The sequence below is a fragment of the Microcystis aeruginosa FD4 genome (assembly GCF_009792235.1).
GTDB classification, from domain to species: domain Bacteria; phylum Cyanobacteriota; class Cyanobacteriia; order Cyanobacteriales; family Microcystaceae; genus Microcystis; species Microcystis viridis.
Genome location: NZ_CP046973.1, coordinates 522,178 through 545,692 on the forward strand (window position 1 = coordinate 522,178; position 23,515 = coordinate 545,692).

The following is a 23,515-nucleotide window of genomic DNA, read 5'->3' on the forward strand; positions in this document are numbered from 1 at the left end:
TATCTCAGTTAAAGCTTTGGCTCTTCTGGTTTTTGTGTGGAAACGAGGTCTATACTGATAGTTTCTTCCGCGGCTCGACTGAGCATCACCGAACGTCAAAATAGTGCTGAAAGTCTTGCCCGATAAGCATTTCACGATTCCATAAGCAAAAACTATCAGACAAAATCGAGAAGAGCCATTAATTCTGTTGGGGTACTTAGAAGGGAATATCGTCTAAATTTTCCTCCACTGATGTGTCAGAAGGTTGCCAAGCGGAAGGATTAGAAAGTTCATAGGATGCGTCGTATTCAAAATCCCCGGTGGAGACAGGTGCGACGGGTTTTTCCACCTCGGTTTTATTCGATTTGTGGGTGTTGATTGGTACGACTTTTTCTGGAGTCGGGGCTGCCATTTCACCGCTACTCATGCTGCCGTCAAGATGATAAAGATGACTAATGACTAATTCGGCCCGTTTTTCCTTAAAACCTTCGGGACGATCGATCATCTGCATGGAGAGACGGCCTTCTAAAATTACCTGATCACCTTCATTATAATTCTGAGCGACTTCTGAGGCTAAATTTCCCCAAGCTACGGCCCTTAAATTAGCCGGGGTTGCCTCGGCACGATTGGGGGAAAACTCGACTAACATTTGAGCGTAGGGAGTTTGATTATCTTGGGTATAACGTAATTCGGGACGACGGACAATTTTAGCCATTAAAATGCAACTGTTCATGGTCGAAAATCAGTCTGAATTTTTCTAATAGCACCATTGTACTGAAAAAGTACAATGATCACCACTGTGGAGGTTAGGGAATTTTATGGGACTCTGGTTAAGAAAAAATCTCTTTAACACTTGGTACAACGTCATCTTAACCCTTGCGGGTCTATTTCTCAGCCTCTGGGGTGGCTTAAGTTTTCTCGATTGGGCGATAAATCAGGCAAAATGGGCTGTAGTGACGGAAAATATCGGTTTATTTCTGGTCGGTCGTTATCCAGAACAGTCAATAGGGCGAATTTGGCTGATTTTAACGATAATTACGGCTTTATCACTGTTTTCTTGGCAATTAAACCGGGGTCGCTTCCCCGATTGCCCCGCTTTTCTCCGACGCTGGTGGGGATTGGTGTGGTTATTGACTTTACCTTTAATTGCTTGGTTACTATTGGGGGGATTATTTTTAAAGGCAATTCCCCTTGATGATCTCAGTGGTTTAATCTTAACTTTATTAGTAGCGATCGCAAGTATGATTTTATCTTTCCCCTTGGGGGTATTATTGGCCCTAGGGAGACAGAGTGAATTACCGGCAATTCGTTGGCTATCTATTGGTTATATCGAATTATTGCGCGGTTTACCTTTGTTGGGAATTTTATTCATGGCTCAGGTGATGTTACCTTTAATTTTACCTGCCGGAACCAGACCGGAACGGGTGATCAGAGCGATCGCCAGATTTACCCTTTTTGCGGCAGCCTATCTGGCCGAAAATGTCCGGGGTGGTTTACAAGCGATTCCCAAAGGTCAAATTGAAGCGGCCAGAGCTTTGGGTTTAAAACCGATTTTCGTCTTACTATTGATCGTTCTACCCCAAGCTTTAAAAGCGGTCATTCCTGCTATTGTTGGTCAATTTATCAGTTTATTTAAGGATACTTCTCTACTGGCGATCGTGGGGCTGGTGGACCTCTTGGGTATGGCAGGATCGGTTTTGGCTAATCCGAAATTTATCGGCGATTATCCAGAAGTTTATCTATTTTTGGCGTTTATTTACTGGATTTTCTGTTATTCTATGTCCCTAGCCAGTCGTAGGTTAGAACAGCGTTGATTGGGGTGTGGGGTGTGGGGTGATGGGGTGTGGGGTGTGGGGTGTGGGGTGTGGGGTGTGGGGTGTGGGGTGTGGGAAGTGGGGTGATGGGGAAGTGGGGTGATGGGGAGGTGGGGTGTGGGGTGTGGGGTGATGGGGAATTATGAATTATGAATTGGGGTATGGGGAGAACAAATAAAAATAATCTCCTGACTCCTGAATACTGACTCCTGAATACTGACTCCTGAATACTGACGACCGGCTACTAACCCCACCGACCAACTTATTCAGCAAACCCTACCTAGCTTTTTGTCATAAATATTGATATTATTTAACAATCAGCAGCAATTTATGGTAAATATATTTATTTAGGAGAGCGAGAAAATGGCTGGATTCTTTGGCCTGTTTGGCAATAAGACGAAATACGTCGATGAACCGATGGATATGAGCGCACCGGAACCGAAAGAGGCTTTCTACTTGGAACCCGATGACGCTAAAACTCTCGGTAATATCGACTTTATGCGGACACCGATCACAATCCGACGTACTTTCCCGAAAACTGCCTCGAATAAAAAGGGTGGCGAATCGATTAAACAGATTTCTTCTATGGAAGTCAGCAAAGTCACCGATAACAGTATTGTGGCAAAATCGGCGACTTCCGAGGCTAATGGTAAGGCTAACGCTGCTAATGATAACGTTCGTCGCGCTAACGATGACAATATCAATCCTTTCCTGAAAATGGCCCGCGAAATCAAGAAATAGTATAGTAAGGGGAGCATTGGCTACCCTTGAGATTAAACTTTGGTGGGGAAAGCCCACCTTTTTTATGACCATTATTAACGGAAAAACCAAGTTATTAGGTGTAATCGGCGATCCCATCGGCCATACTCTTTCTCCCCTCATGCACAATGCCGCTATCGATGCCTTGGGGCTAAATTATGTCTATCTTCCCCTACCTATCGCTCCGGAAAATTTGGCAACAGCGATCGCTGGTTTCGCCGCCATCGATCTACAGGGTTTTAGCGTCACAATTCCCCATAAATTAGCCATTATTCCCTTATTATCGCAAATTACGGAGAAAGCAAGGCTAGTAGGCGCAGTTAATACCGTCTGGCGCACGGAAACCGGCTGGCAGGGAACGAATACCGATGTGGATGGCTTTCTCGCACCCTTGAAATCCCTTGACCAAGATTGGAGTCGGGTGAATCCGATTATTTTAGGCAATGGCGGCGCTGCCCGGGCGGTAGTGGTGGCTTGCGCCCAGTTGGGCTGTGGCGAAATTCATGTGGTAGGACGCAATCAAAAGAAATTAGATCCTTTTAAAGAAAGTTGGGCGAATACCAGCCTCTATGACCTCCTAGAAGTGCATGGCTGGGACGAATTAGAGGGGCTGCTATCCACCACAGAACTCCTGATTAATTCTACCCCCATCGGAATGTCTCCCCAGGGCGAACAATCCCCAGTTGAGTTAGAATTATTAGACCTTTTGCCACCATCCGCGATCGCATACGATCTGATTTATAATCCCCGTCCGACCAAATTTCTCCGGTTGGCCCAGACTAGAGGGATAAGAATTATTGATGGGTTAGAAATGTTAGTTAATCAGGGAGCGATCGCACTAGAAATCTGGTTAGGTCAACCCGTCCCCGTCTCGGTCATGCGGGAAGCTTTGTTAAAACAATTCTAAATGCTAAAATCCTATTTCTGGCTTGATTTATGACCCCTTCTAGCTCCGTTTGGAAAACTCTGAATAACTCGATTCTAGTGCGCTATCTATTATTATTTGGTTGTGGCTGGAGTCTGATTGTCTTAATTAACTATTTCTACGGGACGATCGCTATTTTTACTGGTTCAGCGATCCTGGCTGCTCTATTAAATTATCCCGTGGTTTGGTTATCCCGTTATCTACCGAGAGGACTAGCCATTGCTATTACCACCCTAGTAGCTTTTATCCTCCTATTTAGATTAGTCACAGGCATAGGATTAGAAGCGGTTAATCAGGGGAGAGGACTACTATTCAATCTTACCGATGCCCTTGGTCAAAAAGATTTTTTACCCTTTCAAGACTTTCTCGATCGATTAGATTTGAATAAAATGGTGGGAAGCTTACAAACCGGTTTAGCCACGGGTTTATCGATCGTACAAGGAGTTTTTTCCAGTGTCTTTACTGGCGTTTTCGGGGCGGTGATCAGTGTTTATATGCTCATCGACGGTGATAAACTTTGGCGGGGTTTTTTGCAACTTCTCCCCCTAGCATACCAGGAGCGTTTTGCCAAGTCTTTTCGACAAAGTTTTCTGGGATTTATTCGCGGGCAACTGTTGTTAATGCTCTTTTTATCGGTGACGAGTTTCTTAAGTTTTTCCCTATTAGGAATTAAATACGGGCTAATTTTAGCGGGTATTCTCGGTGTTATCGATGCTATCCCGGGTATCGGGGCAACCCTGGGCATTTTGTTGGTAACTATCTTGACTTTTACCTCCCAGGGACCAGCAGTTGCTGTTAAAGCTTTTATTATCTGTGTCGTCTTGGTGCAAATTCAAGATAATATTATTCGCCCTAAAGTTATGGGCAATGCCCTAGAATTAAACCCGGTAATTTTATTTTTATCCCTCTTTATCGGCGAAAGAATTGCGGGATTATTAGGGATTTTTCTCTCTATTCCTATCGCTGGGATGATTGCGATCTGGATCGGATCAAGTGAAGAAAAACCAATAACAGCTTTAGAGGAAAATCAGTTAGGAGAAAGTCAGGAGAATTAAGGGCTGATCCCCAGTCTCTACTATACAATTAGGGAAATTTGTTATCTACAAAACTCGATCGCTATCTATGGAAAACTTAGATTTAAAGAAATCCTCGCCTCTCTTACTTATCTCACCGTTTTTTCTCTGGGGAACAGCGATGGTAGCGATGAAGGGTGTTATACCTCATACCACCCCCCTATTTATGGCGGCAATTCGCCTCGTACCCGCCGGAATGTTAGTTTTAATGGTAGCTTGGTTTTTAGGTCGTCCTCAGCCCAAAACCCTACAAGCGTGGCTATGGATTGCCCTGTTTGCTCTGATGGATGGCACTCTTTTTCAAGGTTTTCTGGCATTGGGATTAAATCGCACCGGGGCGGGGTTAGGATCGGTAATTATTGACTCCCAACCCCTAGCGGTGGCTTTAATGTCCAGTTGGCTATTTAAAGAAGTTATCGGTGTCTGGGGATGGTTGGGATTGGGTTTAGGGATTGGGGGAATTAGTTTAATTGGCTTGCCCGATCAATGGTTTTATGACTTTTTTGGACAAAAAGCGGTAAATATTGACTTTAGCTGGCAAGAATTACTAAATAGTGGCGAAATGCTCATGCTTTTGGCTTCTCTATCTATGGCGGTGGGAACAGTGTTAATCCGGTTTGTCTGTCGTCATGCGGATCCCGTCAGCGCCACGGGATGGCACATGATTTTAGGAGGATTGCCGCTATTTTTAGCTTCAGGTTTCACCGAATCCCATCAATGGCAAAATATAGATTTTAATGGTTGGTTAGCTTTAAGTTATGCCACTATTTTTGGTAGTGCGATCGCCTACGGAGTATTCTTTTATTTAGCCGCTAAGGGCAATTTAACCAGTTTAAGTTCTTTAACTTTTTTAACTCCGGTTTTTGCCCTCACTTTCGGGAATTTGTTCCTTGGTGAGATGTTAAGTGTATTGCAATGGCTGGGGGTATCTTTAACCCTCGTTAGTATTTATTTAATCAATCAAAGGGAAAGAATCTCCCCACAAGTGCGGGCAATTTTTGCTAATCTTTCCTCTGCTTCCGTGAAGTAAACATGAGTGTTGGGTGTTGGGTTTTGGGGTTTTAGGGTTTTGGAGTTTTGAGGGATTAGTTAAAATTTCCCCATTTCCCCATTTCCCCATTTCCCCATTTCCCTATCCCCAATCTCTGATTTATACCCAAAAGCAACTAACTCAAATTCCGTGCGAATTACCTCGACTCTGGCAAAATTTGCCTCTTGTAATTTTTGGTTAAGATTTTGAGAGGTAAAACCGGTTTTATGAGCCATATAGGGCATCCCAGGGACTTCTGTTCCCATGCCGTAAAACATCCATAAAGCGCGCACAGCACCCCCGGGAGAAATATATAAAGGTTCATTTTCCATATCGCCTCTAGCGACAAATTCGGCGGCAGTTTGCATATCGGGAACCACAATCATCAAAAAGCCTTCGGGTTTAAGAATGCGTTTAAATTCCCCTAGAGCGATGGGAACTTCGTAATGATAAATATGTTCTAGATTATGACTAGAAAAAACTGCATCGACGGAGTTATCGGGAACGGCACTTAAATCGGTAATCGTTCCTAAAATATCGGGGTTAACAGCAGTATTAATATCGAGGCGAATTTCTTGCCAATTGCCATTGCGGAATAGTTGGGGTAAAGCTTCGGGATTATAGGGACCACAACCCACATTTAAAACCAGTTTTTTCGAGGATTTTAGCGCTGTTATCCCCGGGGGAGCATTCCAAGCTAATAAACAAATATTTTTCAAACCAAGCAAACCGTGATTAGCTACTTGATCATCTAAAATTATCTGAGCTTGGGGATGGGTTTTAATAAAATCTTTTATTGCCTGTTGGAGAGCAGGATGCTGACATTTATTGATCATAATTAAAGCGGAATCAGACCAGAAATTTTTGGCTAAAAGTAAGGAGATAAAGAGCGATCGATAGTCTTCGGCGGCATCGTAGTAATAAACTCCCAGCTTTTCTTCACTGTTTAATTCTTGGAGATCATCGAAAAAGTTTTCCGTTTCTTGATCACTTAAAAATATCTGTTCTGATAGTTGAAAATCCTCCAAATCCTCAGATAATATAGTTAGTTTTTCTCCCGATGGATCGTATTTAAAAAAAGCTTCTACGCCATAACCATAGCGATCGCTATTATCCCAGAAAGCGGCGACTAAACTACCGCGACGAAAACAACCAATTTGACAGTAAACCTCGTCCGGTTGCAGACAGGCAACGGCTAGATTGAGTAGGGGAAAGAGATTGCGATCAGGATAGGAGGCGGTTTTTTGGCTTAAAAGGGTTAATTGCTCGGAAATAGGCGACATTAAAGGCGATCCCCAATCCTGATACTGTTGGGGCAGTTTTTCTAAGAATTTTTGTAAATCCATGGCTCTTGCAAAAGTGACGAACCTCACCCCTTAATCATAGATCGTTGTGTTAAGCTGTACTGAATTTAAACTGCGTAGGGGAAATTTTAGTACAAATGCTCGAACTGCTTCTTCCTGCTCCGCAGCTCCGGCACTCCCCTGCAATCTTAACGAGTAATTTAGATAGTCAAGAGCTTAGAGATAAAGTCACCGTCTTGATTTTGGAAGAGTGCTAATCTGATCTGTTAGCCCATTAGCACAAGCAGAGGAACCTCTGATATGCCCTACAACCGCTTCCAGATCAAATTTTGGGGAGTACGGGGAAGTATTCCCTGTCCAGGTTCGGAAACCGTTCGTTATGGTGGTAATACTTCCTGTGTGGAGATGCAAGTCGCTAGAGAAAGATTAATTTTTGACGGTGGTACGGGTTTACGCATCCTAGGACAGTCCTTGATGGCAGAAAGTCCAGCGAAAGCCCATTTATTTTTCAGCCACTCCCATTGGGATCATATTCAGGGTTTTCCTTTTTTTATGCCCGCTTTTATCAGGGGCAATACTTTTAAAATCTATGGGGTTCCCTCCCCCAACGGGGCAACCATCAAGCAAAGATTACACGATCAGATGTTACATCCTAATTTTCCCGTGCCTTTGCAGATTATGCGGGCCGATTTAGAATTTTATGATCTAGAAATGGGCGAAACCCTCCACTGTGGGGATGTCACCATCGAAACCCGTCCTTTAAATCATCCAGGAGAAGCGGTGGGTTATCGGGTAAATTGGCAGGGTTTATCGGCAGCTTATATTACCGATACCGAACATTTTCCCGATCACTCTGATGATAACGTTCTGGCTTTGGCCTGGCAAGCGGATGTGATGATTATTGATGCTACCTACACCGATGAGGAATACAACGATCCTAAGTATTCTAAGGTGGGTTGGGGTCATTCCACTTGGCAGCAGGCAGTCAAAATCGCTCAAGCAGCGCAAGTTAAGCAGTTAGTTCTATTTCATCACGATCCCGTCCATAATGACGATTTTCTTGATCGCATTGGGGAACAGGTAAGAAAGATTTTCCCTGAAACTATTTTCGCCAGGGAAGGCCTCTCGATCGAACTGCGACCGGGAGATAATCAGATAGATGAAGTGTAATCTAAGTCACTGTTCCCCACTATGAAGATAAAAATGTCCAATCAATCCTCACCTAACTCTAGGGAAATACAAGCAATTTTTGATCAGATCGCTCCCGAATATGACCGACTTAATCAAGAATTAAGTTTAGGATTACACCGCATCTGGAAATTAATGACAGTCAAGTGGTGTCAACCCGAAAAAGGCGATTTTGCCCTCGATATCTGTTGTGGTAGCGGCGACCTGACTAACCTATTATCAAAACAAGTGGGTAAACCCGGCCAAGTGATCGGACTAGATTTTTCCCCACAACAATTAAAAATCGCCCGTCAACGTTTTAGCGCCACTAATATTAACTGGATGGAAGGGGATGCCCTCAATTTACCCTTTGCCGATTCTAGCTTTGATTGTGCTACTATTGGCTATGGATTACGCAATGTGGTCGATATTGCCCAATGTTTGGGGGAATTATACCGAGTCCTGAAACCGGGTGCTAAAGCGGCGATTCTGGACTTCCATCAACCCACCCAAACCATCGCCAAACTATTCCAAAACTGGTATCTCGATCATATCGTCGTTCCGGCTGCCGAGCGCTACGGTTTAACTGACCAGTACGCTTATATTAGTCCCAGTATCGATCGCTTTCCCCAAGGCCGAGAACAGGTAAAATTAGGCTATCAGTCGGGATTTTCCAGCGCTGTTCACTATCCACTCCTAGCAGGACTGATGGGAGTGTTAGTCTTAAAGAAATAACTCACTCACATTTCCGTTTATTTTTTGCTGCTAAATTGAATCTCCCTACTCTTTGGACATGGCTCTTACCGCCGATCGCGGGGGCAATTATTGGCTATTTTACGAACGATGTAGCCATAAAAATGCTATTTCGTCCCTACAAAGCGATTTATATCGGTAAGCGTCCTCTTCCCTTCACCCCGGGGCTAATTCCTCGCAATCAAGATCGATTAGCTGTCCGGGTATCGGATACGATCATGGGTTCCCTGTTAACTCCCGAGGAACTACAAAAACTGGCTAAACGACTTCTCGACACCGAAAGGGTACAGGGGGCGATACTCTGGCTATTACAATTAGCTTTAAAACAAATAAAAGGCGATCGGCAAGCAAAAACCGCCCAGATTTTGGCGGCGATTCTTCACGATTTATTCGGGGAATCTTTAGCGAGATTACTAAAAGTTTTAGCCCGACGACAGGACTTTTTAGAAAAACAGATCAATCAAATTTTTGATCGCCTAGTCTTGGAATTTTCTCTCAGTGAACAACAGGCGCGACAATTCTCCGATTGGCTATTAGAAACTGTCTTACCTGCTGATGTTATCCGTCTAGCTTTAATCGATTTTTTAACCGATCGCAATATTCAAGTTATCGATGAAGGATTTCGGGAGAAAACCAGTGGAACCTATTGGGTAGTAGCCAATTTATTTGGTTTACGCAATGCCCTCGCTCGCTTACGCACTTTTTGCCTTGATGAAAAGGATTTAGCTAATACCAGAATCAAAGAATTATTACTATCTTTAGAGATGCGTAATCGTCTGAAAAACTGGTTACAAAGTATCTCTTTGCAAAATTTACCTATCTCCACCGTCAGACAATTGCGTAAAACTACCCGGGATACGGTGCGAATTTATATTCAAGAAAGTGGCGAACAATTTCTGCAAGATTTTGGACAAACGATCGACTGGAATCAAATCGCTAATTTAATTATTAATCGTCTGCAATCTTCGGGGTCAATGACTACATCATTAGGAGTAATTAGTCAAGAGTTAGCGTTAATTTTAGAGCGTTATCTAGAGGAAGATTTAGAGAAATTAGTCGCCCAAATTATCCCGATTCTCAACATCGATCAGGTGATCCGCGATCGGGTGAATGCCACTTCCCCGGCCGATCTGGAAAATGCCATCCAAGGAATTGTTAAACAGGAATTACAGGGAATTGTTAATCTTGGTGGTATTCTCGGTCTTCTAGTTGGACTAATGCAAACAATTATTTTAATTGCACAAAATCCGGGGTAATAATTAGGTGGGTTAAACTAAGTTAACCCACCGGAATTATCCCGTTTATTGTTAAGGTAAAATCAAAAAACTTCCCTGACAGAAAAGAGTTTGATCGTCGAGAATAAAAGATTTAATCTCCACATCTTTGCCTAAATCGACGGTAAAAGGTTGCAAATCAATAGATAAATCTGGGGCTAAACCTTGCCATTGTCGGGGACTAATCCCTAAAGTGCGAGCATCTTCTAGGGTAATATCGGCAGTAAAAATTACTTCTGCACCCGTTTCTCTATGGCCCAGAAGAGAGAAATAACCCTGATTTAAGAGAACATTTTTCCAGTTAAAACGCTGTTGTGAGATAATTTGTCTGGCGTTAACAACTCCGTTATTTTCTAGGGAAAAAATTAGTAAATCGGCAAAAGCATTAACTAAAATAGTCGAGGCGATCGAATTATTTAAATCCTGCTCGTTAATTTCCACCTCACCGCTAACCCGAATAGGTTCCAAAATTTTTAGGGGTTTCCCTCGCAAAACCTGCCCGATATTAAGACGAATATTTTCCCCTCTTAATTGCGCTTTACCTAGATGTAAACCTTGATAAATCGCTTTTCCTACGGCTAAAAATACCCCAGGTATATAACCGCGCAAAATTTGCCGATCATGACCTTGCAGCTGCATTTCTAAATCTTCTATCTGTTCTACTTGCGATCGCAAGAACAGACGTACTGCTGGCGGCAAAACCTTACTAATAATCTCACTTTGAGTATTAACCCACATAAACGTTATCTCACTCACTCCACAATGTTTCTAATTGTAACAGAGCTAGATCGATCAAACCATGAGGGGCTGCCGTCAGCTATCAGTTATAGCTGAAAACCTCCCTACTTTCTTTTCACTGTTTACTGTTTACTGATTACTGATCACTGATTACTGATCACTGAAAAAGGGAGCAGGGAGCGGGAGTTTGAGCATTTGTACTAAAATATCCAATACGCAGTTTTAATCCAATAAAGCTTAGGTAAAAACTTCGCTACTTTCTTTTCACTGATTACTGATTACTGATCACTGAAAAGCCGCTAATTTTTAGGTTTTTGAGGGGTTGAGGGAATTAAAACGAGGGGAAAGATAGGCGACTAAAACTCCAAGGGCAAAACCGATTAAATTGCGGAAAAGGGGCAGTAATTCACTGGTGCGAGTAACCACCGGTCCGATGCCAAAAGCAACAAAGAGGATAAACCAGAGGGGAGAGACAATTAAAACCCATTGCCAAGCGAAAACCTGTCCTTCTTTGCGGGGAATACCGGCAAAACCGAAGACTAAACCGCCGACAATTGAGGTAATTAAAGTTAAAATCCACTGTTCCCTCGGTAAACCGGGGACCACCGCACAACCACCTTTAACTAAACAGCCTTTTACCGTGTCCAAAGATTGTACGATCGCGTTATTTTCGCCATTTTCCCGGACAAAATACATATTACCGAAACGGGCCTGTAATTCGATCCAAAAAGTGCGGGGTAAAAATTCATAGACGGCATCACCAATACTAAAAGATAGTAGATTACCGCCCCGACCATCGGCCACTAGGAGAATACTTTTATCATCTAATCCCCAGAAATTAATCACTGCCCGGCCGGGGCTGCGGTCATATTGGGTTAAAACTCGCATTTTCCAGCCGGTTTCCCCTTGAAATGTCTCGATATCTTGGATTAATGCCTCTTCCTGTTTTGCGGGTAGATAATTGGCTAAATCAACGATCGGAGTGGTTTCATTGGGCAGTAATTCGGGATTATTTACCGCTAGAGCTTGATTTGGGCAGATAATCCAACCCAGACAGCTAATGACACCAATGACAAGAGCGATCGAGATTCCTCGGCAAAAACGATTGAGCATAGCACTTCTAGACAATGAGAATTTTTTCAGCAAGGGTGTAGGCTAACTTTCAGTTTCTTTACACTTATTTACTTTATCTTAAGGGAATTCTCAACTTTAGTCACTCAGTTATCGGTCATCAGATGGGAGTTTTCAGTTCACTCTCCAGAAACTCAACTCAAGCTGATGAGGTCTCAACCAGTTGCATTAACCCGATCTTTTGCCAAAATGGAGTAAATATAGTAGCGGGGGGATGGTCAATGACAGCACAGAAAGTATTAGAGTTAATTCAACAGGCAAAGGACGAAAGAGCGGGGAAGTTGGCTCTGTCTGGCAGAAACTTAACAGAAATTCCCCCCGAAATCGCTCAACTCACCTCCCTGCAATCCCTCGGTCTCAACAATAACCAAATCAGGGAGATTCCAGAAGCGCTCGCTCAACTCACCTCCCTGCAAGTCCTCTATCTCAACAATAACCAAATCAGCGAGATTCCAGAAGCGCTCGCTCACCTAGTCAACCTGAAGCGATTATTCCTCGAAAATAACCCGATTACCAACGTTCCTCCGGAAATTAGACCTCCTGCAAAAATAGGAACTGATTATGTACAATAAAGTAAAACACTCAGAAAAACCATGACTTACGAAAAAGTAAAAAATTTGAATCCAGAAGAGTTTAAACGCTTTTGTGGAGTATATCCTGAAACATTTAAGGATATGGTGAAGGTTTTGGCTGCCGAAAAAGTTCTGCAAAAAAAATCGGGAAGACCAAGTAAATTAAGTCTAGAAGACCAAATCTTGATGACCTTAGAGTATTTACGGGAATATAGTACTTATTTCCATCTCGCAATTAATTGGGAGATTAATGAGACAACAGCCCTACGAATCACTAGAAAGGTAGAAAATATTCTGATAAAATCTGGATTGTTTAATCTGCCGGGGAAAAAGACAGTTCACCAGGTCAATAGTGACCTAGAGGTAGTGGTAGTAGATGTAGCAGAGCATGAGATAGAAAGATCTCAAAAAAAGCAGGAAGATTACTATAGCGGGAACCAAGGCTATCATACAATAAAATCGCAAGTTCTTGCGGCTCAAAAAACAGGAATGATAGTCTGTACCGCTCATGGGAAGGGAAGAATACATGACTTTAATCTTTGGAAAAATAGTCAAATTGGGATGGATAAAAATATTGAATGTTTAGCAGATAAGGGCGATCAAGGAATTCAAAAGCTGCACAAAAATAGTAGAATTCCTAACAAAAAAAAGAAAAATAAAGAATTAAGTTTAGAAGAAAAAGAATTTAATTGCCAGTTATCAAGAGAAAGAATTGTTATCGAACCTATTCACAGAAGTCTGAAGAGATTTAGAATTTTATCATCAAGATACAGGAATCGGAGACGACGTTTTGGTCTGAGATTTAATTTAATCGCTGGCATTTACAACTACGAACTTGCTTTAGGCTATAATCAAGTAGCTGAATAAGACTTTTGCAGGAGGTCTAGTTTATTACCAGCGTTTTGACAATTATTTTTATCTTTGCTCTTATTGTGATTGTGTTATTGCTCTTGACGGGTAAAATCAATGAAACGACCTTCAATCAGTTTTTAGAGGGTTTTTGGCGATCTATCCCGATTTTTAAAGGACAAGAACCAAAAACCAACAACGATGACACCTCCCAAGAAACCCCCGAATCGGAGCAGTAAAGATTTGCCTACCACAGAAAGGTAACTTAGGCGAAAAAGTTTACAAATATTTAATATTAATCTCTCTTTTTATCAAATTGGGAAAACTCTTGGCCTTTTCCCGTTCTCAACCTCTTATACTAAATCCGTTGAGGCGTTGGGTTTCATGCTTCAACCCAACCTACGTCTTTAGTTGCATCCGCTTTTTACCTGATTATTTCATAAAAACTATGGCTTACGAAACTCTGGATCTTTCCATATCGACACCAATTTTATCTTGGGCAGGGCATGAATTGGGACCCCAAGAAACCCAAATGGCCAAAAATGTCGCTTCCCTACCTTTTATTTATAAACACATTTCTTTAATGCCCGATGTTCACTTGGGTAAAGGTGCTTTAGTCGGTTCGGTGATTGCCACCAAAGACGCCGTAATTCCTGCCGCCGTCGGAGTCGATATCGGTTGCGGCATGGCTGCCCTAAAAATGCCTTTCACCGGTGAACAATTGCAGGGAAAACTCAAAAAAATTCGTCTCGATGTGGAAGCGAATATTCCCGTCGGTTTTGCTGAAAATAAAGAAGTGGATCGGGAAGTGACTAAATGGCCAAAATGGGCGGAATTTAAACAGATTCATCGAGGCGTGCAGAACCTAGAGAAAAAAGCCCTTAAACAAATGGGTTCTCTGGGGGGTGGTAATCACTTTATCGAAATTTGTTTAGATACAGACAATGAAGTTTGGTTAATGCTGCATTCCGGTTCTAGAGGTATTGGTAATCAACTGGCCCAATGTCATATTAGTACTGCTAAAGAGTTAGCCAAACTAGCAGAATGTAAATTACCTGACCTGGATCTGGCCTACTTTGTTGCTGGTACAGAAGAATTTACTGCCTACTGGCACGACCTCCAATGGGCGCAGGAATATGCCCGTTATAATCGGGAAATTATGATGGCTAGATTTAAGCGCATTGTTGAAAAACATCTAGCGGGAGGCAAACCAACTAAACCCCTCTTAGTAGTTAATTGTCATCACAATTACGCCGAAAAAGAAATTCATTTTGGCGAGGAGGTTTATGTCACCAGAAAAGGAGCCGTCCGCGCCCGAGAAACCGATTATGGTATCATCCCCGGTTCCATGGGAGCGCAATCTTATATTGTTAAAGGCAAAGGGGAACATAATAGCTTCTGTTCCTGTTCCCACGGGGCCGGGCGCTTGATGTCGAGAAATCTGGCTAAAAAAACCTTTACTCTTGATGATTTAATCGCCCAAACCGAAGGGGTTGAATGCCGCAAAGATGAGGGCGTTATTGATGAGATTCCGGGGGCTTATAAACCGATCCAACAGGTAATGAATCAACAGGCTGATCTAGTGGAAATTGTCGCCACTCTCAAGCAGGTGCTGTGTGTCAAAGGTTAACAAATCATGGCAAGAGCGCTCGATTTTTGCCGTTTTTTCTCTACCATGAAAAAGATAGGAATCGATCGAGGATTATAAGCGATGAGTCTGACTATTGCTGCCGAATTAGCGCAAATTCCCGCCCATCATCTCAATATCATGGGCTATGTGGATGAATCCGCCGTTAACGGACCCGGCTGTCGGGCGGTGGTCTGGGTACAGGGTTGTTCTCGCGAGTGTCGGGGCTGTTTTAATCAAGCTTCCTGGCCTTTCGAGATCAATCAATTAATTACTGTTGAGTCTCTAGCTGCCAAAATTTTGGCTAATCCCCGCAACAGGGGCTTAACTTTCTCCGGGGGTGAACCTTTTTGGCAAGCAAAAGCCTTGACAGAATTAGCTAAATATGTTAAAGAAAAAGGCTTAAATGTGATGTCCTTCACGGGATTTACGATCGAACAATTGCGCTCAACCAAAGCACCGCCCCACTCTCAAGAATTATTGGCCCAGTTAGATATTTTGGTGGATGGGGCCTATGTGGAATCCCTAGCTATTCATTCCCCCGATTCTCCCGTTTCTTCCAGGAATCAACGGATTCACGTCCTCAATCCCGCTTTGGAAGATCAGATTAATTGGGCATCGGATCAAGTGGAAATTCATATTCTCAAAGACGGAACCCGAATTTTTACGGGATTTTGGGGACAGATTATTTCTTGAGCGGGCTGAGAATCAGTAATCAGTGATCAGTAAACAGTAATCAGTGATCAGTAAGGGACTGGCGTGGGAATAATATCCCAGCTTTGAAAATCGCTCTGTAGAAGAATCAGACCAGCCAGATGGCATATTATCAAAGCGCAAGTCCCTTATTGGAAGGGGCTCTCAAAGGCTCTCCCCCTACTTAGGGTGATCAGCAAACCCCCTCCGCGCGGAGGGCGCAAGCTTTGCGCCCCGACAGTAACGGATTTTGTCCACAATGTAGGGGCGAACTGCGTTCGCCCAAAAGGTACATTATCAAAGCGCAAGTCCCTAAATAGTAATCAGTGATCAGCAATAAAGATTGTCCAACTACTTACTCTCACTTCATACCGCTGACTGAAAACTCAAATCTGATCAGTGATCACTGCCTAGGGATTTAGGATCACAGAGCCACTAACATCAATTCCTCGACTAAATCAAAATTAGCCGTTACCGATTGCACATCATCGAGGGATTCTAGGGTGTCGATTAACTTGAATAAAAAACGGGCCTGTTCTCGATCGCTCACTTCTAGGGTATTAGTGGGAATCCAGCGTAATTCTGCTTCTTTGACCTTAAATCCCGCTTCTTGCAGAACCTTATTCAATCTCTCCAGGTTAGACACCTCAGTAAAAACTTCTGCCCCTTGACCTTCCTCCTCACTCTCAAAAAACTCGTAGGATTGGGCCTCTCCCTCTAGGGAAGCTTCTAAAAGCTTATCCTCATCAATAGTTCCCTCAAGGTGAATTACCCCCTTATGGTCAAACATCCAGCCCACACAGCCCGTTTCACCTAAATTACCGCCATTTTTGCTAAAAGCCGCCCGCAGATCCGCAGCCGTGCGATTGCGATTATCGGTCAGTGCTTCGATCAGGATCGCCACACCCCCGGGACCATAACCCTCGTAGCGAATTTCCTCAAAAGCCGAGTCATTTTCCCAAGTTCCCGCCCCTTTAGCGATCGCTCTTTCGATATTATCATTAGGAATACCGGCCGCCTTGGCTTTTTCGATCGCCGTGCGTAGCTGAAAATTGCCCGCCGGGTCGGGAACACCGTTACGGGTAGCCACGATAATCGCCCGGGATAACTGGGTGAAAGTTTGCCCTTTTTTTGCGTCAACCCGGGCTTTTTGTCGTTTAATATTTGCCCATTTACTATGACCAGCCATATCTATCTAAGATATCCAACATCAAAAATCTAACAGATTGATCGCTCTTGGTAAATCCGGGGATAATTGTCAACGACTGCAAGGTAATGAGGCGATTCTCAGGAATATTGAGGGGGAGAACTATCATCGCAGCATAAAAAACCCATCTAGATTTTGAGAGCGGTTAAATCAAATAATTTCCCCATATTAGCCGGCTAAGATTGCTTGTTTCTGCGTTTTCAAGCGAAACTTAAACCACCCACCGCTAGAACTCCTAACGGGAGACGGTCGACAGGAGGGGTGCATCTCAATATTTGTGACTTTCTCTCACTTAACTGGTGAGCAGCAGAAGTTATTCAAAGAGGGCGAAGGCAATTCGCCCCTACAATAGACCTCGACCTAATTTTATTAAATCACAATAATAGGATATAATAAAACAAATAGTGACTCAAAAAAAGCCATGAAAAACTACACTTGGGAATCCATTCAAAAATATCCAAAACAAACTAAAAGACGATTAGGAATTGACTACCAACAACTAGAACAACTTATTGTCTGGCCAAAAGCTGAAGATATTGTTGATGTAGTTATTGGTCAACCTGGTCCGACGAGCGACATAAAAATCTGTCGGCAAACTTTAAGCAAATTCGATTCTCAACAAACTTTTATTGGGGATAAAGCTTACCTGGGAGAAAATCAAAGCAGAACTCCTGAGAAAAAAAACAAGAATGGAGAATTAACCGAGAATCAAATTAAAGAAAATAAAGTTTTATCATCTCGGCGAATTTTTGTTGAGCATTTAATTCGATTTGTCAAAGTATTTAAAGTGGTTCAAGAAAGATTTAGATTAAAGAAAAGTCGATATAAATCGGTTTTACTTACCGTTGGCGGCTGAGTAAGGTTGAGATGCGCTAATTTTAGAAGTAATAGAATGGGAGCAATCAGGGGAAGTAATTGACGTTATAATTAGCCATAGTTTTCCGTCAAAATTGGATTTTGTCTCTTTAAACCCTGATTAATCGGTTTTGAGAGCTAATTTTGACTCTTGGTCTAATCGGCTTCTCTTCCTTGCTGTGACTGACTTATAAATTTTTGGAGATGTCTAATTGCCCATTCCTAATTTCTTACTTTTCCAATTCCGACCATAGCTGAAGGATAGTTTTTCCGGTTACGGGATCTCGCCAATCGGGGGCAATTTCTACCAGGGGAAGCAGCACGAAGGTCCGTTCTCGGCAGCGGGGATGGGGTATCTGTAATTCGGGCGTTTCTAAGATCAGGTCATCATAAAATATTAAGTCTAAATCGAGGGTACGCGGTCCCCATTTTTCCCGTCGGACTCTCCCGAATAACTGCTCGATTTCTAATAATTTATGCAGTAAATCTAAGGGCGATAAATCCACTTGCACAATGGCGCAACCGTTGAGATAATCGGGCTGAGTCGGCCCGACGGCCACGGTTTGATGCCATTGGGAATGAGCTTCTAGTTTAATTCCTTTGACTCGCTCTAATTCCCCTAAAGCTTGCCCTAAAATTGTCGCTGAATCCCCTAAATTACCGCCCAAAGCGATCGCCGCCCGCTTCATCCACATCCTTCCTCAACAATAATCTCGGCTAATTCCCCTGTCGCCCCCAAAGATTTACCTAAAGATATATTGACATTTGGATGCTTTTGTGATAGTTCAAAAACTTGGGCTTCGATCGCCGCCGTAATTCCACCGGCAAAGAGGAAATAGGGCAGTATAGCGATTTTTTGGCTACCTTGAGCGATTAAACTCTCGATTTGTTGGGATAAACTCGGTTCTATCGACCAATAAGCTGTAATTGCCCCAAAAAACGCCGCTAGATTTTCCACCTCCCGATTACCCCTGGGGCGACGACTACCGTGGGCCAGTAAAATGCGGTCTTGCGGGCTTAAATCAGCAAATTGTCGGGATAACAGCGATTTTATGCCCTGATAACTGCCTAAATGGGGCTTTAACTCTAGCTCAATCGGCGATCGCACTTTGACCACGGCCGCGGGAATATCTTCTTTAACGTGAACCCCCGACAGGAGAAACAGGGGGATAATCTGCAACCGGTTACATCCTTGGCTTTGTGCTTGTTGGGCAAAAGCTTCTATTTGTTGATGGAGAGGTGTTATCGCTAATTCTAGGGCGGCAGTCCCTACTAATACCCGATTATCTGCTTCTAGAACCGCTATAGAGGGGCTAAACTCCGATTTACTCGCCAATCTTTCGGCGGGTTGACTGATTTTTTCCTGAACTAAGGCTGCCAATCGCGTCACCGCCATGGCTGGACGCGGATCGCGACTACCGTGGAAAACCAATAAGTAGGCTGAGGAGGTCTTCAAAGAAATCTTGCCAAAATAGTTTAGCTTTTAGCCTAATACATTTTGTCTACCTTTAGGCATAAATGCCCCTGATAAGTAGTCGTGCAAAATTAATTTCCTAGTCGAGACTCCGAGACTCCGAGACAGCTATCAGTTATCAGTGGGCAAGTTATCAGTTATCAGATTTGAGTTTTAAGTGTGCAGTATTAAATAGAAGTTTCCTACTGTCTTTTCACTGATTACTGATTACTGTTTACTGATCACAGCAAAAAGCTGACGGCTTAGATGTGTAATTAATTTTGCTTAGGTACTTATCACAGCCATTCTCCAAGCATGGGCATGGCGCGACCAGTGAGCGGAGACGTGGGGGTTAACACCTGCCCTTTCCGCCGCCGCCTTAATGATGCGATGTCAGGGACTTGCGCTTTGATAATGTACCATTTAGGGCTGGTCTGATCTTCTACAGAGCGATTGTCTGGCTGGGATAAGCTAAGACGCATTTAAACCGCTTATTCTTATAATTAGCCGAATCCCCCCCAATCCCTTTGCTGTTGCAAGAGTGCAAGAGTGCCTCGTCTCAACAAGCAATTTAAATACGCGGGCAGCTTATTATTCCTACGCAAGTCCCTAACCGCTCAGGGTCGCTCGATTTGCTAATCTAAAGGAAAGATAACCCATTCTTAAGACCAAATCTATGTGCATTCCCGAAATTAGCGTCCATGAACTCGCTCTCCGTTTAGCCGATCATGATCCTAATTTACAACTTATTGATGTGCGCGAACCGGAGGAAGTTGCGATCGCATCTGTAGCCAGTTTTACCATTTTACCCTTGAGTCAATACCGAGAATGGTCGCCCACTATTGCCACCCAATTCAACCCCCAAGCGGAAACCCTCGTTATCTGTCACCATGGCATGAGATCCCTGCAGATGTGCCAATGGCTACAAAGTCAGGGTTTTACTAATGTTAAAAATATTAACGGCGGCATCGATGCTTATTCCCTCCTCGTCGATCCTAATATTCCCCGTTACTAATTTTGATCGCCCCAATCGGGAAAAAAGAGGGGCAAACTATCCCCTTTCTCCCCATTGATTACTGACTACTGATAACTGATAACTGATAACTGATAACTGATTAAGCGTTATACTGTCTAAAAAATTGTTATAAATCTTTTCTTAAGATTATTCCCCTATGTCCGCTAGAACTCATCTCAGCGATCGCTATCAACAGATATTAAAGGCGACAATTCAACATTATATCGCCACGGCCGAACCGGTTGGCTCGAAAACTCTGGTGGAGGAGTATAATTTTACTGTTAGTTCCGCCACTATTCGCAATGCTCTCGGTAAACTGGAAAAAGAGGGTTTACTCTATCAACCCCACACTTCCTCCGGACGCATTCCCTCCGATTGGGGTTATCGTCTCTACGTCGATGAGTTAATGACTCCCGATGACCGTATCGGCGAAAAAATCGGCTATTATCTGCATCGAAACGCTAAATCTCCCGCTTGGAGTCTCGAAAGTCTTCTGCAACAGGCCAGCCAATTTTTAGCCGGTTTAAGCGGTTATATCGCTATCGTTACCCTCCCCCACACCCTCACCAATACCCTGCGTCATCTGCAATTAGTCCCCGTCTCAGCCCGGCAGATCATGTTAATTATTGTTACAGATAGTTTACAAACACGCTCGGTTATGATAGAGATTCCTGAGTCCATGGAAACGGACAAGGAGGATGGATTAGCAGAAGAATTACAAATCCTCTCTAATTTTCTCGGGGAAAAATTAAAAGGTTATTGCTTGGCAGATTTAATTAACCTCGATTGGCAGCAAATCGAGCGAGAATTTGCCCGTTATACCCATTTTCTCCAACAATTAAGCCAAGAAATCAGCGCTAGTCTCCAATCCACTGCCACCCCGGAGATTATCGTCCATGGTGTCGCTGAAGTCATTCGACAGCCAGAATTCGCCCAATGGCAACAAGTACAAATGTTACTGCATCTATTGGAAGCAGAACAGGATCGCCTTTTACCCCTGATTTTACAAAGACCAGAACTGGAAAAATCAGCTAAAAAAGTCAAAATAACCATTGGTTCCGAAAATCCTCTGGAATCCATGCGCCCTTGCACTCTTATCTCCGCTTTTTATAAACAAGGAGACACTCCCGTCGGTAGTGTCGGCATTATCGGACCGACGCGAATGTTATACGAAAATACTATTCCTCTGGTGGAATCCACCGCTAATTATCTCAGCGAGGCTATAAGTAAGTAGATATCGCCCGCAAAGGTTCGGGAATGGGACAATCGACAGTAAACTCTAAAATTGTCTCACCATCGCCCAAATAACCAGAATTGGCAAAACAGAGCAACATCCGCACCAGCGCCACCCACACCTCCGCATCGAACTCCCAATCCTGTCCCCGACGCGCCCCACAGGCGATCGATTTTAGCGCCCAAAAATAACTATTTCTCACCAATGAACCGCCTTTTTTATAAACCGGTACATCTTCATGGTGAATACAAAGAATATCATCTTTAGCGATCGCTCTCATCGGTGGCTGGGAAAGTTGCGGGAATTTTCAGCTGACTGTCTAGAGAATAACATCCTCTGTTCAATTTTGGGCGCATCCCCTGCACCCCTACCATTTTTAAGTAGTCGTGCAAAATTAATTTCCTAGTCGAGACTCCGAGACTCCGAGACTCCGAGACTCCGAGACTCCGATACAGCTATTAGGGATCGGATTTGAGTTTTCAGTTCACTGTTTACTGATCACAGCAGCAGTCTGACGGAGTAGTGGCTTAGATGTGTAATTAATTGTGCTTAGATACTTAATAACTTCTGTTGATCAACACAAATATCAAATGCCGCCTTTCTAGTTGAGGCACAAAAAGCTATAATTCTACCTTAAACCCTCGTTTTTTATCCCTAGAGCGCTCGAGTTTTCCTGATTATCATTTAACTATGACCACCGATACTGTCACCACTCCCTCGGCCAAAAAACTCTGGTTAGCAGCCATTAAACTACCAATGTATAGTGTGGCGATTATACCGATTATTCTGGGAACAGCGATCGCTTATCAGGAAACAGGTCGATTTTCTCCTCCGATTTTTGCCACTTTTATCCTCTCAGCTATTTTAATTCTCGCTTGGTTAAATCTCAGCAATGATGTTTTTGATGCCGATACTGGGATCGATGTCAATAAGGCCCATTCGATCGTTAATTTAACCGGCAATAAATCTTTAATTTTCTGGCTGAGTAATCTTTTTCTCTTAGTGGGTATCGCCGGTATTTTTGCCATTAGTTATTGGCGAGGCGATTGGATGATCCTAGAATTAATCGCCCTCTGCTGTTTTTTGGGCTATACCTATCAAGGGCCTCCCTTCCGTCTCGGTTATCAAGGATTAGGTGAAATTATTTGTTTCTTTACTTTTGGCCCCTTGGCGATTGCGGCTGCCTACTATTCCCAAGCCGGTACTTTTTCTGTCTCTAGTCTAGCGGCTTCAATTATTATTGGGATTACCACTTCTATCATCCTTTTTTGTTCCCATTTCCATCAAGTCGCCGATGATCTCAAAGCGGGTAAAAAATCACCCATTGCCCGTTTAGGTACTTTAAAAGGTTCTCGAGTTTTAACCGCGGTGACGGTTATCGTTTACGTTTTAACGGTAGTTTTTGTCCTGCTGCAAGTTTATCCCCCTCTCACCCTCTTAATCTTTCTTAGTCTCCCTTTCGCTTGGCAATTAGTCAACCACGTTAGCCAAAATCACGACCAACCTCAGCGAGTCAGTAACTGCAAGTTTATAGCGGTTAATCTTCACTTTTTTATTGGCATTCTCTTCGCCCTTGGCTATTGCCTTGCTTCCCGTTCATAAACCCGATTTTTTTTCTTAAACCCCTTGACAAAACCCCGCCACTTGACATATACTTATATTCACAATGGGAATCCGTGCTTGCCTGCGAACCCCTCATATTTAGGCGGGATAGACCGAAAAAAAAATTAACCGAATTCCCTGACTGCCTGAAAATTCTTGGTGAATCACTGACAGGTTAAGGCACGGATGCGAGAGAAGCAAATTCGTTCAAAGGAATCTTGTTCAGCTGGCTTTGAGGCAAAAACTGGTTCGGGAGCTTTGGGGAGAAGGGGAATAGGCAGAAGAAGTTCTCGTCCCTTATGAAAAACTCCTTGTAGGCAACGTAAGCCAATTTTGAGATAACTGATACCGCGTCGCCAGTGAGGATCAACTTGTTCTGGCAAGCCAGCAATTGAAACCGCCATGCCTTGAGTTGTACTATAAAGAAGTGCGAGAGCCTAGAATCATCTGGTAAGACATCC

Annotated in this window: 25 protein-coding genes and 1 pseudogene; 17 read left to right on the plus strand and 9 right to left on the minus strand. The window is 43.3% G+C overall.

Annotated features, from left to right (window positions below; translation table 11 throughout):
* Positions 1–196: 196 nt before the first annotated feature.
* Positions 197–712, minus strand: a complete 516-nt coding sequence (locus GQR42_RS02630) for a single-stranded DNA-binding protein (RefSeq protein WP_158198796.1) — start codon at positions 710–712, stop codon at positions 197–199.
* An 85-nt stretch (positions 713–797) separates the two neighbouring features.
* Here GQR42_RS02630 and GQR42_RS02635 point away from each other — a divergent pair, with 85 nt between their 5' ends.
* The 5 genes from GQR42_RS02635 (at position 798) to GQR42_RS02655 (ending at position 5,580) form a co-directional block, all read left to right on the plus strand.
* Positions 798–1,793: an amino acid ABC transporter permease gene (locus GQR42_RS02635; protein WP_158198797.1), complete on the plus strand. Its 996-nt coding sequence runs from the start codon at positions 798–800 to the stop codon at positions 1,791–1,793.
* A gap of 363 nt (positions 1,794–2,156) precedes the next feature.
* Positions 2,157–2,534: a hypothetical protein gene (locus GQR42_RS02640; RefSeq protein ID WP_158198798.1), complete on the plus strand. Its 378-nt coding sequence runs from the start codon at positions 2,157–2,159 to the stop codon at positions 2,532–2,534.
* A gap of 64 nt (positions 2,535–2,598) precedes the next feature.
* Positions 2,599–3,459 carry a shikimate dehydrogenase gene (locus tag GQR42_RS02645; RefSeq protein ID WP_158198799.1) on the plus strand — a complete coding sequence of 287 codons (861 nt, stop codon included), beginning with the start codon at positions 2,599–2,601 and terminating at the stop codon, positions 3,457–3,459.
* A gap of 29 nt (positions 3,460–3,488) precedes the next feature.
* The gene (locus GQR42_RS02650) at positions 3,489–4,532 is read left to right on the plus strand and encodes an AI-2E family transporter (RefSeq protein WP_158198800.1); all 1,044 of its coding nucleotides are present in this window, start codon (positions 3,489–3,491) and stop codon (positions 4,530–4,532) included.
* A gap of 67 nt (positions 4,533–4,599) precedes the next feature.
* A complete protein-coding gene (locus GQR42_RS02655; protein ID WP_158198801.1) occupies positions 4,600–5,580 on the plus strand; it encodes a DMT family transporter in 981 nt (326 codons plus the stop codon).
* 59 nt (positions 5,581–5,639) lie between these two features.
* On the opposite strand, the gene GQR42_RS02660 is transcribed toward GQR42_RS02655, so the two are convergent.
* Complete coding sequence (locus tag GQR42_RS02660; protein WP_158198802.1) at positions 5,640–6,926, minus strand: class I SAM-dependent methyltransferase; 1,287 nt, start codon at positions 6,924–6,926, stop codon at positions 5,640–5,642.
* Positions 6,927–7,184: 258 nt separating this feature from the next.
* Between GQR42_RS02660 and GQR42_RS02665 the strand changes: the two genes are divergently transcribed.
* Genes GQR42_RS02665 through GQR42_RS02675 form a run of 3 tightly spaced genes read left to right on the plus strand, consistent with a single transcriptional unit; the run spans position 7,185 to position 10,060 of the window.
* Positions 7,185–8,054, plus strand: a complete 870-nt coding sequence (locus tag GQR42_RS02665) for an MBL fold metallo-hydrolase (protein ID WP_158198803.1) — start codon at positions 7,185–7,187, stop codon at positions 8,052–8,054.
* A gap of 33 nt (positions 8,055–8,087) precedes the next feature.
* A complete protein-coding gene (ubiE, locus tag GQR42_RS02670; RefSeq protein WP_158198804.1) occupies positions 8,088–8,786 on the plus strand; it encodes a bifunctional demethylmenaquinone methyltransferase/2-methoxy-6-polyprenyl-1,4-benzoquinol methylase UbiE in 699 nt (232 codons plus the stop codon).
* Positions 8,787–8,821: 35 nt separating this feature from the next.
* Positions 8,822–10,060: a DUF445 domain-containing protein gene (locus GQR42_RS02675; protein WP_158198805.1), complete on the plus strand. Its 1,239-nt coding sequence runs from the start codon at positions 8,822–8,824 to the stop codon at positions 10,058–10,060.
* Between the two features lie 51 nt (positions 10,061–10,111).
* Here GQR42_RS02675 and GQR42_RS02680 read toward each other — a convergent pair whose 3' ends face one another.
* A complete protein-coding gene (locus tag GQR42_RS02680; protein WP_158198806.1) occupies positions 10,112–10,816 on the minus strand; it encodes an LmeA family phospholipid-binding protein in 705 nt (234 codons plus the stop codon).
* Between the two features lie 306 nt (positions 10,817–11,122).
* Complete coding sequence (locus GQR42_RS02685) at positions 11,123–11,929, minus strand: TPM domain-containing protein (RefSeq protein ID WP_158198807.1); 807 nt, start codon at positions 11,927–11,929, stop codon at positions 11,123–11,125.
* Between the two features lie 239 nt (positions 11,930–12,168).
* Here GQR42_RS02685 and GQR42_RS02690 point away from each other — a divergent pair, with 239 nt between their 5' ends.
* The 5 genes and pseudogenes from GQR42_RS02690 (at position 12,169) to GQR42_RS02710 (ending at position 15,691) form a co-directional block, all read left to right on the plus strand.
* Positions 12,169–12,519 carry a leucine-rich repeat domain-containing protein gene (locus tag GQR42_RS02690; RefSeq protein WP_233271238.1) on the plus strand — a complete coding sequence of 117 codons (351 nt, stop codon included), beginning with the start codon at positions 12,169–12,171 and terminating at the stop codon, positions 12,517–12,519.
* A gap of 21 nt (positions 12,520–12,540) precedes the next feature.
* Complete coding sequence (locus GQR42_RS02695) at positions 12,541–13,386, plus strand: IS5 family transposase (RefSeq protein WP_158198808.1); 846 nt, start codon at positions 12,541–12,543, stop codon at positions 13,384–13,386.
* Between the two features lie 23 nt (positions 13,387–13,409).
* A pseudogene (locus GQR42_RS02700) lies at positions 13,410–13,607 on the plus strand (COR domain-containing protein); the annotation flags it as partial.
* A 209-nt stretch (positions 13,608–13,816) separates the two neighbouring features.
* Positions 13,817–14,998, plus strand: coding sequence for an RtcB family protein (locus GQR42_RS02705; RefSeq protein ID WP_158198810.1), 1,182 nt, complete (start codon positions 13,817–13,819; stop codon positions 14,996–14,998).
* A gap of 81 nt (positions 14,999–15,079) precedes the next feature.
* Positions 15,080–15,691 (plus strand): 4Fe-4S single cluster domain-containing protein, encoded by a 612-nt coding sequence (locus tag GQR42_RS02710; protein WP_158198811.1) that lies wholly within the window; start codon positions 15,080–15,082, stop codon positions 15,689–15,691.
* 421 nt (positions 15,692–16,112) lie between these two features.
* Here GQR42_RS02710 and GQR42_RS02720 read toward each other — a convergent pair whose 3' ends face one another.
* The gene (locus GQR42_RS02720; RefSeq protein ID WP_158198813.1) at positions 16,113–16,877 is read right to left on the minus strand and encodes a YebC/PmpR family DNA-binding transcriptional regulator; all 765 of its coding nucleotides are present in this window, start codon (positions 16,875–16,877) and stop codon (positions 16,113–16,115) included.
* Between the two features lie 439 nt (positions 16,878–17,316).
* Between GQR42_RS02720 and GQR42_RS02725 the strand changes: the two genes are divergently transcribed.
* Positions 17,317–17,751, plus strand: a complete 435-nt coding sequence (locus GQR42_RS02725) for a transposase family protein (RefSeq protein WP_233271240.1) — start codon at positions 17,317–17,319, stop codon at positions 17,749–17,751.
* A gap of 229 nt (positions 17,752–17,980) precedes the next feature.
* Here GQR42_RS02725 and folK read toward each other — a convergent pair whose 3' ends face one another.
* Both folK and GQR42_RS02735 read right to left on the minus strand, forming a co-directional pair.
* Positions 17,981–18,439 (minus strand): 2-amino-4-hydroxy-6-hydroxymethyldihydropteridine diphosphokinase, encoded by a 459-nt coding sequence (gene folK, locus GQR42_RS02730; RefSeq protein WP_158202349.1) that lies wholly within the window; start codon positions 18,437–18,439, stop codon positions 17,981–17,983.
* Positions 18,436–19,146, minus strand: a complete 711-nt coding sequence (locus GQR42_RS02735) for a sirohydrochlorin chelatase (RefSeq protein WP_158202350.1) — start codon at positions 19,144–19,146, stop codon at positions 18,436–18,438. Before GQR42_RS02735 ends, folK begins: the two co-directional genes overlap by 4 nt.
* A gap of 733 nt (positions 19,147–19,879) precedes the next feature.
* On the opposite strand from GQR42_RS02735, the gene GQR42_RS02740 reads away from it, so the two are divergent.
* The gene (locus GQR42_RS02740; protein WP_158198814.1) at positions 19,880–20,218 is read left to right on the plus strand and encodes a rhodanese-like domain-containing protein; all 339 of its coding nucleotides are present in this window, start codon (positions 19,880–19,882) and stop codon (positions 20,216–20,218) included.
* Positions 20,219–20,375: 157 nt separating this feature from the next.
* Positions 20,376–21,452 carry a heat-inducible transcriptional repressor HrcA gene (gene hrcA, locus GQR42_RS02745; RefSeq protein ID WP_158198815.1) on the plus strand — a complete coding sequence of 359 codons (1,077 nt, stop codon included), beginning with the start codon at positions 20,376–20,378 and terminating at the stop codon, positions 21,450–21,452.
* Here the strand turns inward: hrcA and GQR42_RS02750 are convergent.
* A complete protein-coding gene (locus GQR42_RS02750; protein WP_158198816.1) occupies positions 21,439–21,732 on the minus strand; it encodes a hypothetical protein in 294 nt (97 codons plus the stop codon). The genes hrcA and GQR42_RS02750 overlap by 14 nt on opposite strands.
* Positions 21,733–22,142: 410 nt before the next feature.
* Between GQR42_RS02750 and menA the strand changes: the two genes are divergently transcribed.
* Positions 22,143–23,054, plus strand: a complete 912-nt coding sequence (gene menA, locus GQR42_RS02755; RefSeq protein ID WP_158198817.1) for a 2-carboxy-1,4-naphthoquinone phytyltransferase — start codon at positions 22,143–22,145, stop codon at positions 23,052–23,054.
* Between the two features lie 164 nt (positions 23,055–23,218).
* Here menA and GQR42_RS02760 read toward each other — a convergent pair whose 3' ends face one another.
* Positions 23,219–23,458 carry a hypothetical protein gene (locus GQR42_RS02760; protein WP_158198818.1) on the minus strand — a complete coding sequence of 80 codons (240 nt, stop codon included), beginning with the start codon at positions 23,456–23,458 and terminating at the stop codon, positions 23,219–23,221.
* Positions 23,459–23,515: the final 57 nt, after the last annotated feature.

What these genes read in the sequence shown, in the direction of transcription:
- GQR42_RS02725 (WP_233271240.1), top strand. Translation starts at nt 17,317, where the DNA reads ATGAAAAACTACACTTGGGAATCCATTCAAAAATATCCAAAACAAACT.
- GQR42_RS02645 (WP_158198799.1), top strand. Translation starts at nt 2,599, where the DNA reads ATGACCATTATTAACGGAAAAACCAAGTTATTAGGTGTAATCGGCGAT.
- GQR42_RS02710 (WP_158198811.1), top strand. Translation starts at nt 15,080, where the DNA reads ATGAGTCTGACTATTGCTGCCGAATTAGCGCAAATTCCCGCCCATCAT.
- GQR42_RS02650 (WP_158198800.1), top strand. Translation starts at nt 3,489, where the DNA reads ATGACCCCTTCTAGCTCCGTTTGGAAAACTCTGAATAACTCGATTCTA.
- GQR42_RS02760 (WP_158198818.1), bottom strand. Translation starts at nt 23,458, where the DNA reads ATGGCGGTTTCAATTGCTGGCTTGCCAGAACAAGTTGATCCTCACTGG.
- GQR42_RS02685 (WP_158198807.1), bottom strand. Translation starts at nt 11,929, where the DNA reads ATGCTCAATCGTTTTTGCCGAGGAATCTCGATCGCTCTTGTCATTGGT.
- GQR42_RS02740 (WP_158198814.1), top strand. Translation starts at nt 19,880, where the DNA reads ATGTGCATTCCCGAAATTAGCGTCCATGAACTCGCTCTCCGTTTAGCC.
- GQR42_RS02720 (WP_158198813.1), bottom strand. Translation starts at nt 16,877, where the DNA reads ATGGCTGGTCATAGTAAATGGGCAAATATTAAACGACAAAAAGCCCGG.
- GQR42_RS02695 (WP_158198808.1), top strand. Translation starts at nt 12,541, where the DNA reads ATGACTTACGAAAAAGTAAAAAATTTGAATCCAGAAGAGTTTAAACGC.
- hrcA (WP_158198815.1), top strand. Translation starts at nt 20,376, where the DNA reads ATGTCCGCTAGAACTCATCTCAGCGATCGCTATCAACAGATATTAAAG.
- GQR42_RS02690 (WP_233271238.1), top strand. Translation starts at nt 12,169, where the DNA reads ATGACAGCACAGAAAGTATTAGAGTTAATTCAACAGGCAAAGGACGAA.
- GQR42_RS02705 (WP_158198810.1), top strand. Translation starts at nt 13,817, where the DNA reads ATGGCTTACGAAACTCTGGATCTTTCCATATCGACACCAATTTTATCT.
- GQR42_RS02665 (WP_158198803.1), top strand. Translation starts at nt 7,185, where the DNA reads ATGCCCTACAACCGCTTCCAGATCAAATTTTGGGGAGTACGGGGAAGT.
- GQR42_RS02655 (WP_158198801.1), top strand. Translation starts at nt 4,600, where the DNA reads ATGGAAAACTTAGATTTAAAGAAATCCTCGCCTCTCTTACTTATCTCA.
- GQR42_RS02680 (WP_158198806.1), bottom strand. Translation starts at nt 10,816, where the DNA reads ATGTGGGTTAATACTCAAAGTGAGATTATTAGTAAGGTTTTGCCGCCA.
- GQR42_RS02635 (WP_158198797.1), top strand. Translation starts at nt 798, where the DNA reads ATGGGACTCTGGTTAAGAAAAAATCTCTTTAACACTTGGTACAACGTC.
- GQR42_RS02735 (WP_158202350.1), bottom strand. Translation starts at nt 19,146, where the DNA reads ATGGCGGTGACGCGATTGGCAGCCTTAGTTCAGGAAAAAATCAGTCAA.
- GQR42_RS02640 (WP_158198798.1), top strand. Translation starts at nt 2,157, where the DNA reads ATGGCTGGATTCTTTGGCCTGTTTGGCAATAAGACGAAATACGTCGAT.
- GQR42_RS02750 (WP_158198816.1), bottom strand. Translation starts at nt 21,732, where the DNA reads ATGAGAGCGATCGCTAAAGATGATATTCTTTGTATTCACCATGAAGAT.
- menA (WP_158198817.1), top strand. Translation starts at nt 22,143, where the DNA reads ATGACCACCGATACTGTCACCACTCCCTCGGCCAAAAAACTCTGGTTA.
- GQR42_RS02660 (WP_158198802.1), bottom strand. Translation starts at nt 6,926, where the DNA reads ATGGATTTACAAAAATTCTTAGAAAAACTGCCCCAACAGTATCAGGAT.
- folK (WP_158202349.1), bottom strand. Translation starts at nt 18,439, where the DNA reads ATGAAGCGGGCGGCGATCGCTTTGGGCGGTAATTTAGGGGATTCAGCG.
- ubiE (WP_158198804.1), top strand. Translation starts at nt 8,088, where the DNA reads ATGTCCAATCAATCCTCACCTAACTCTAGGGAAATACAAGCAATTTTT.
- GQR42_RS02630 (WP_158198796.1), bottom strand. Translation starts at nt 712, where the DNA reads ATGAACAGTTGCATTTTAATGGCTAAAATTGTCCGTCGTCCCGAATTA.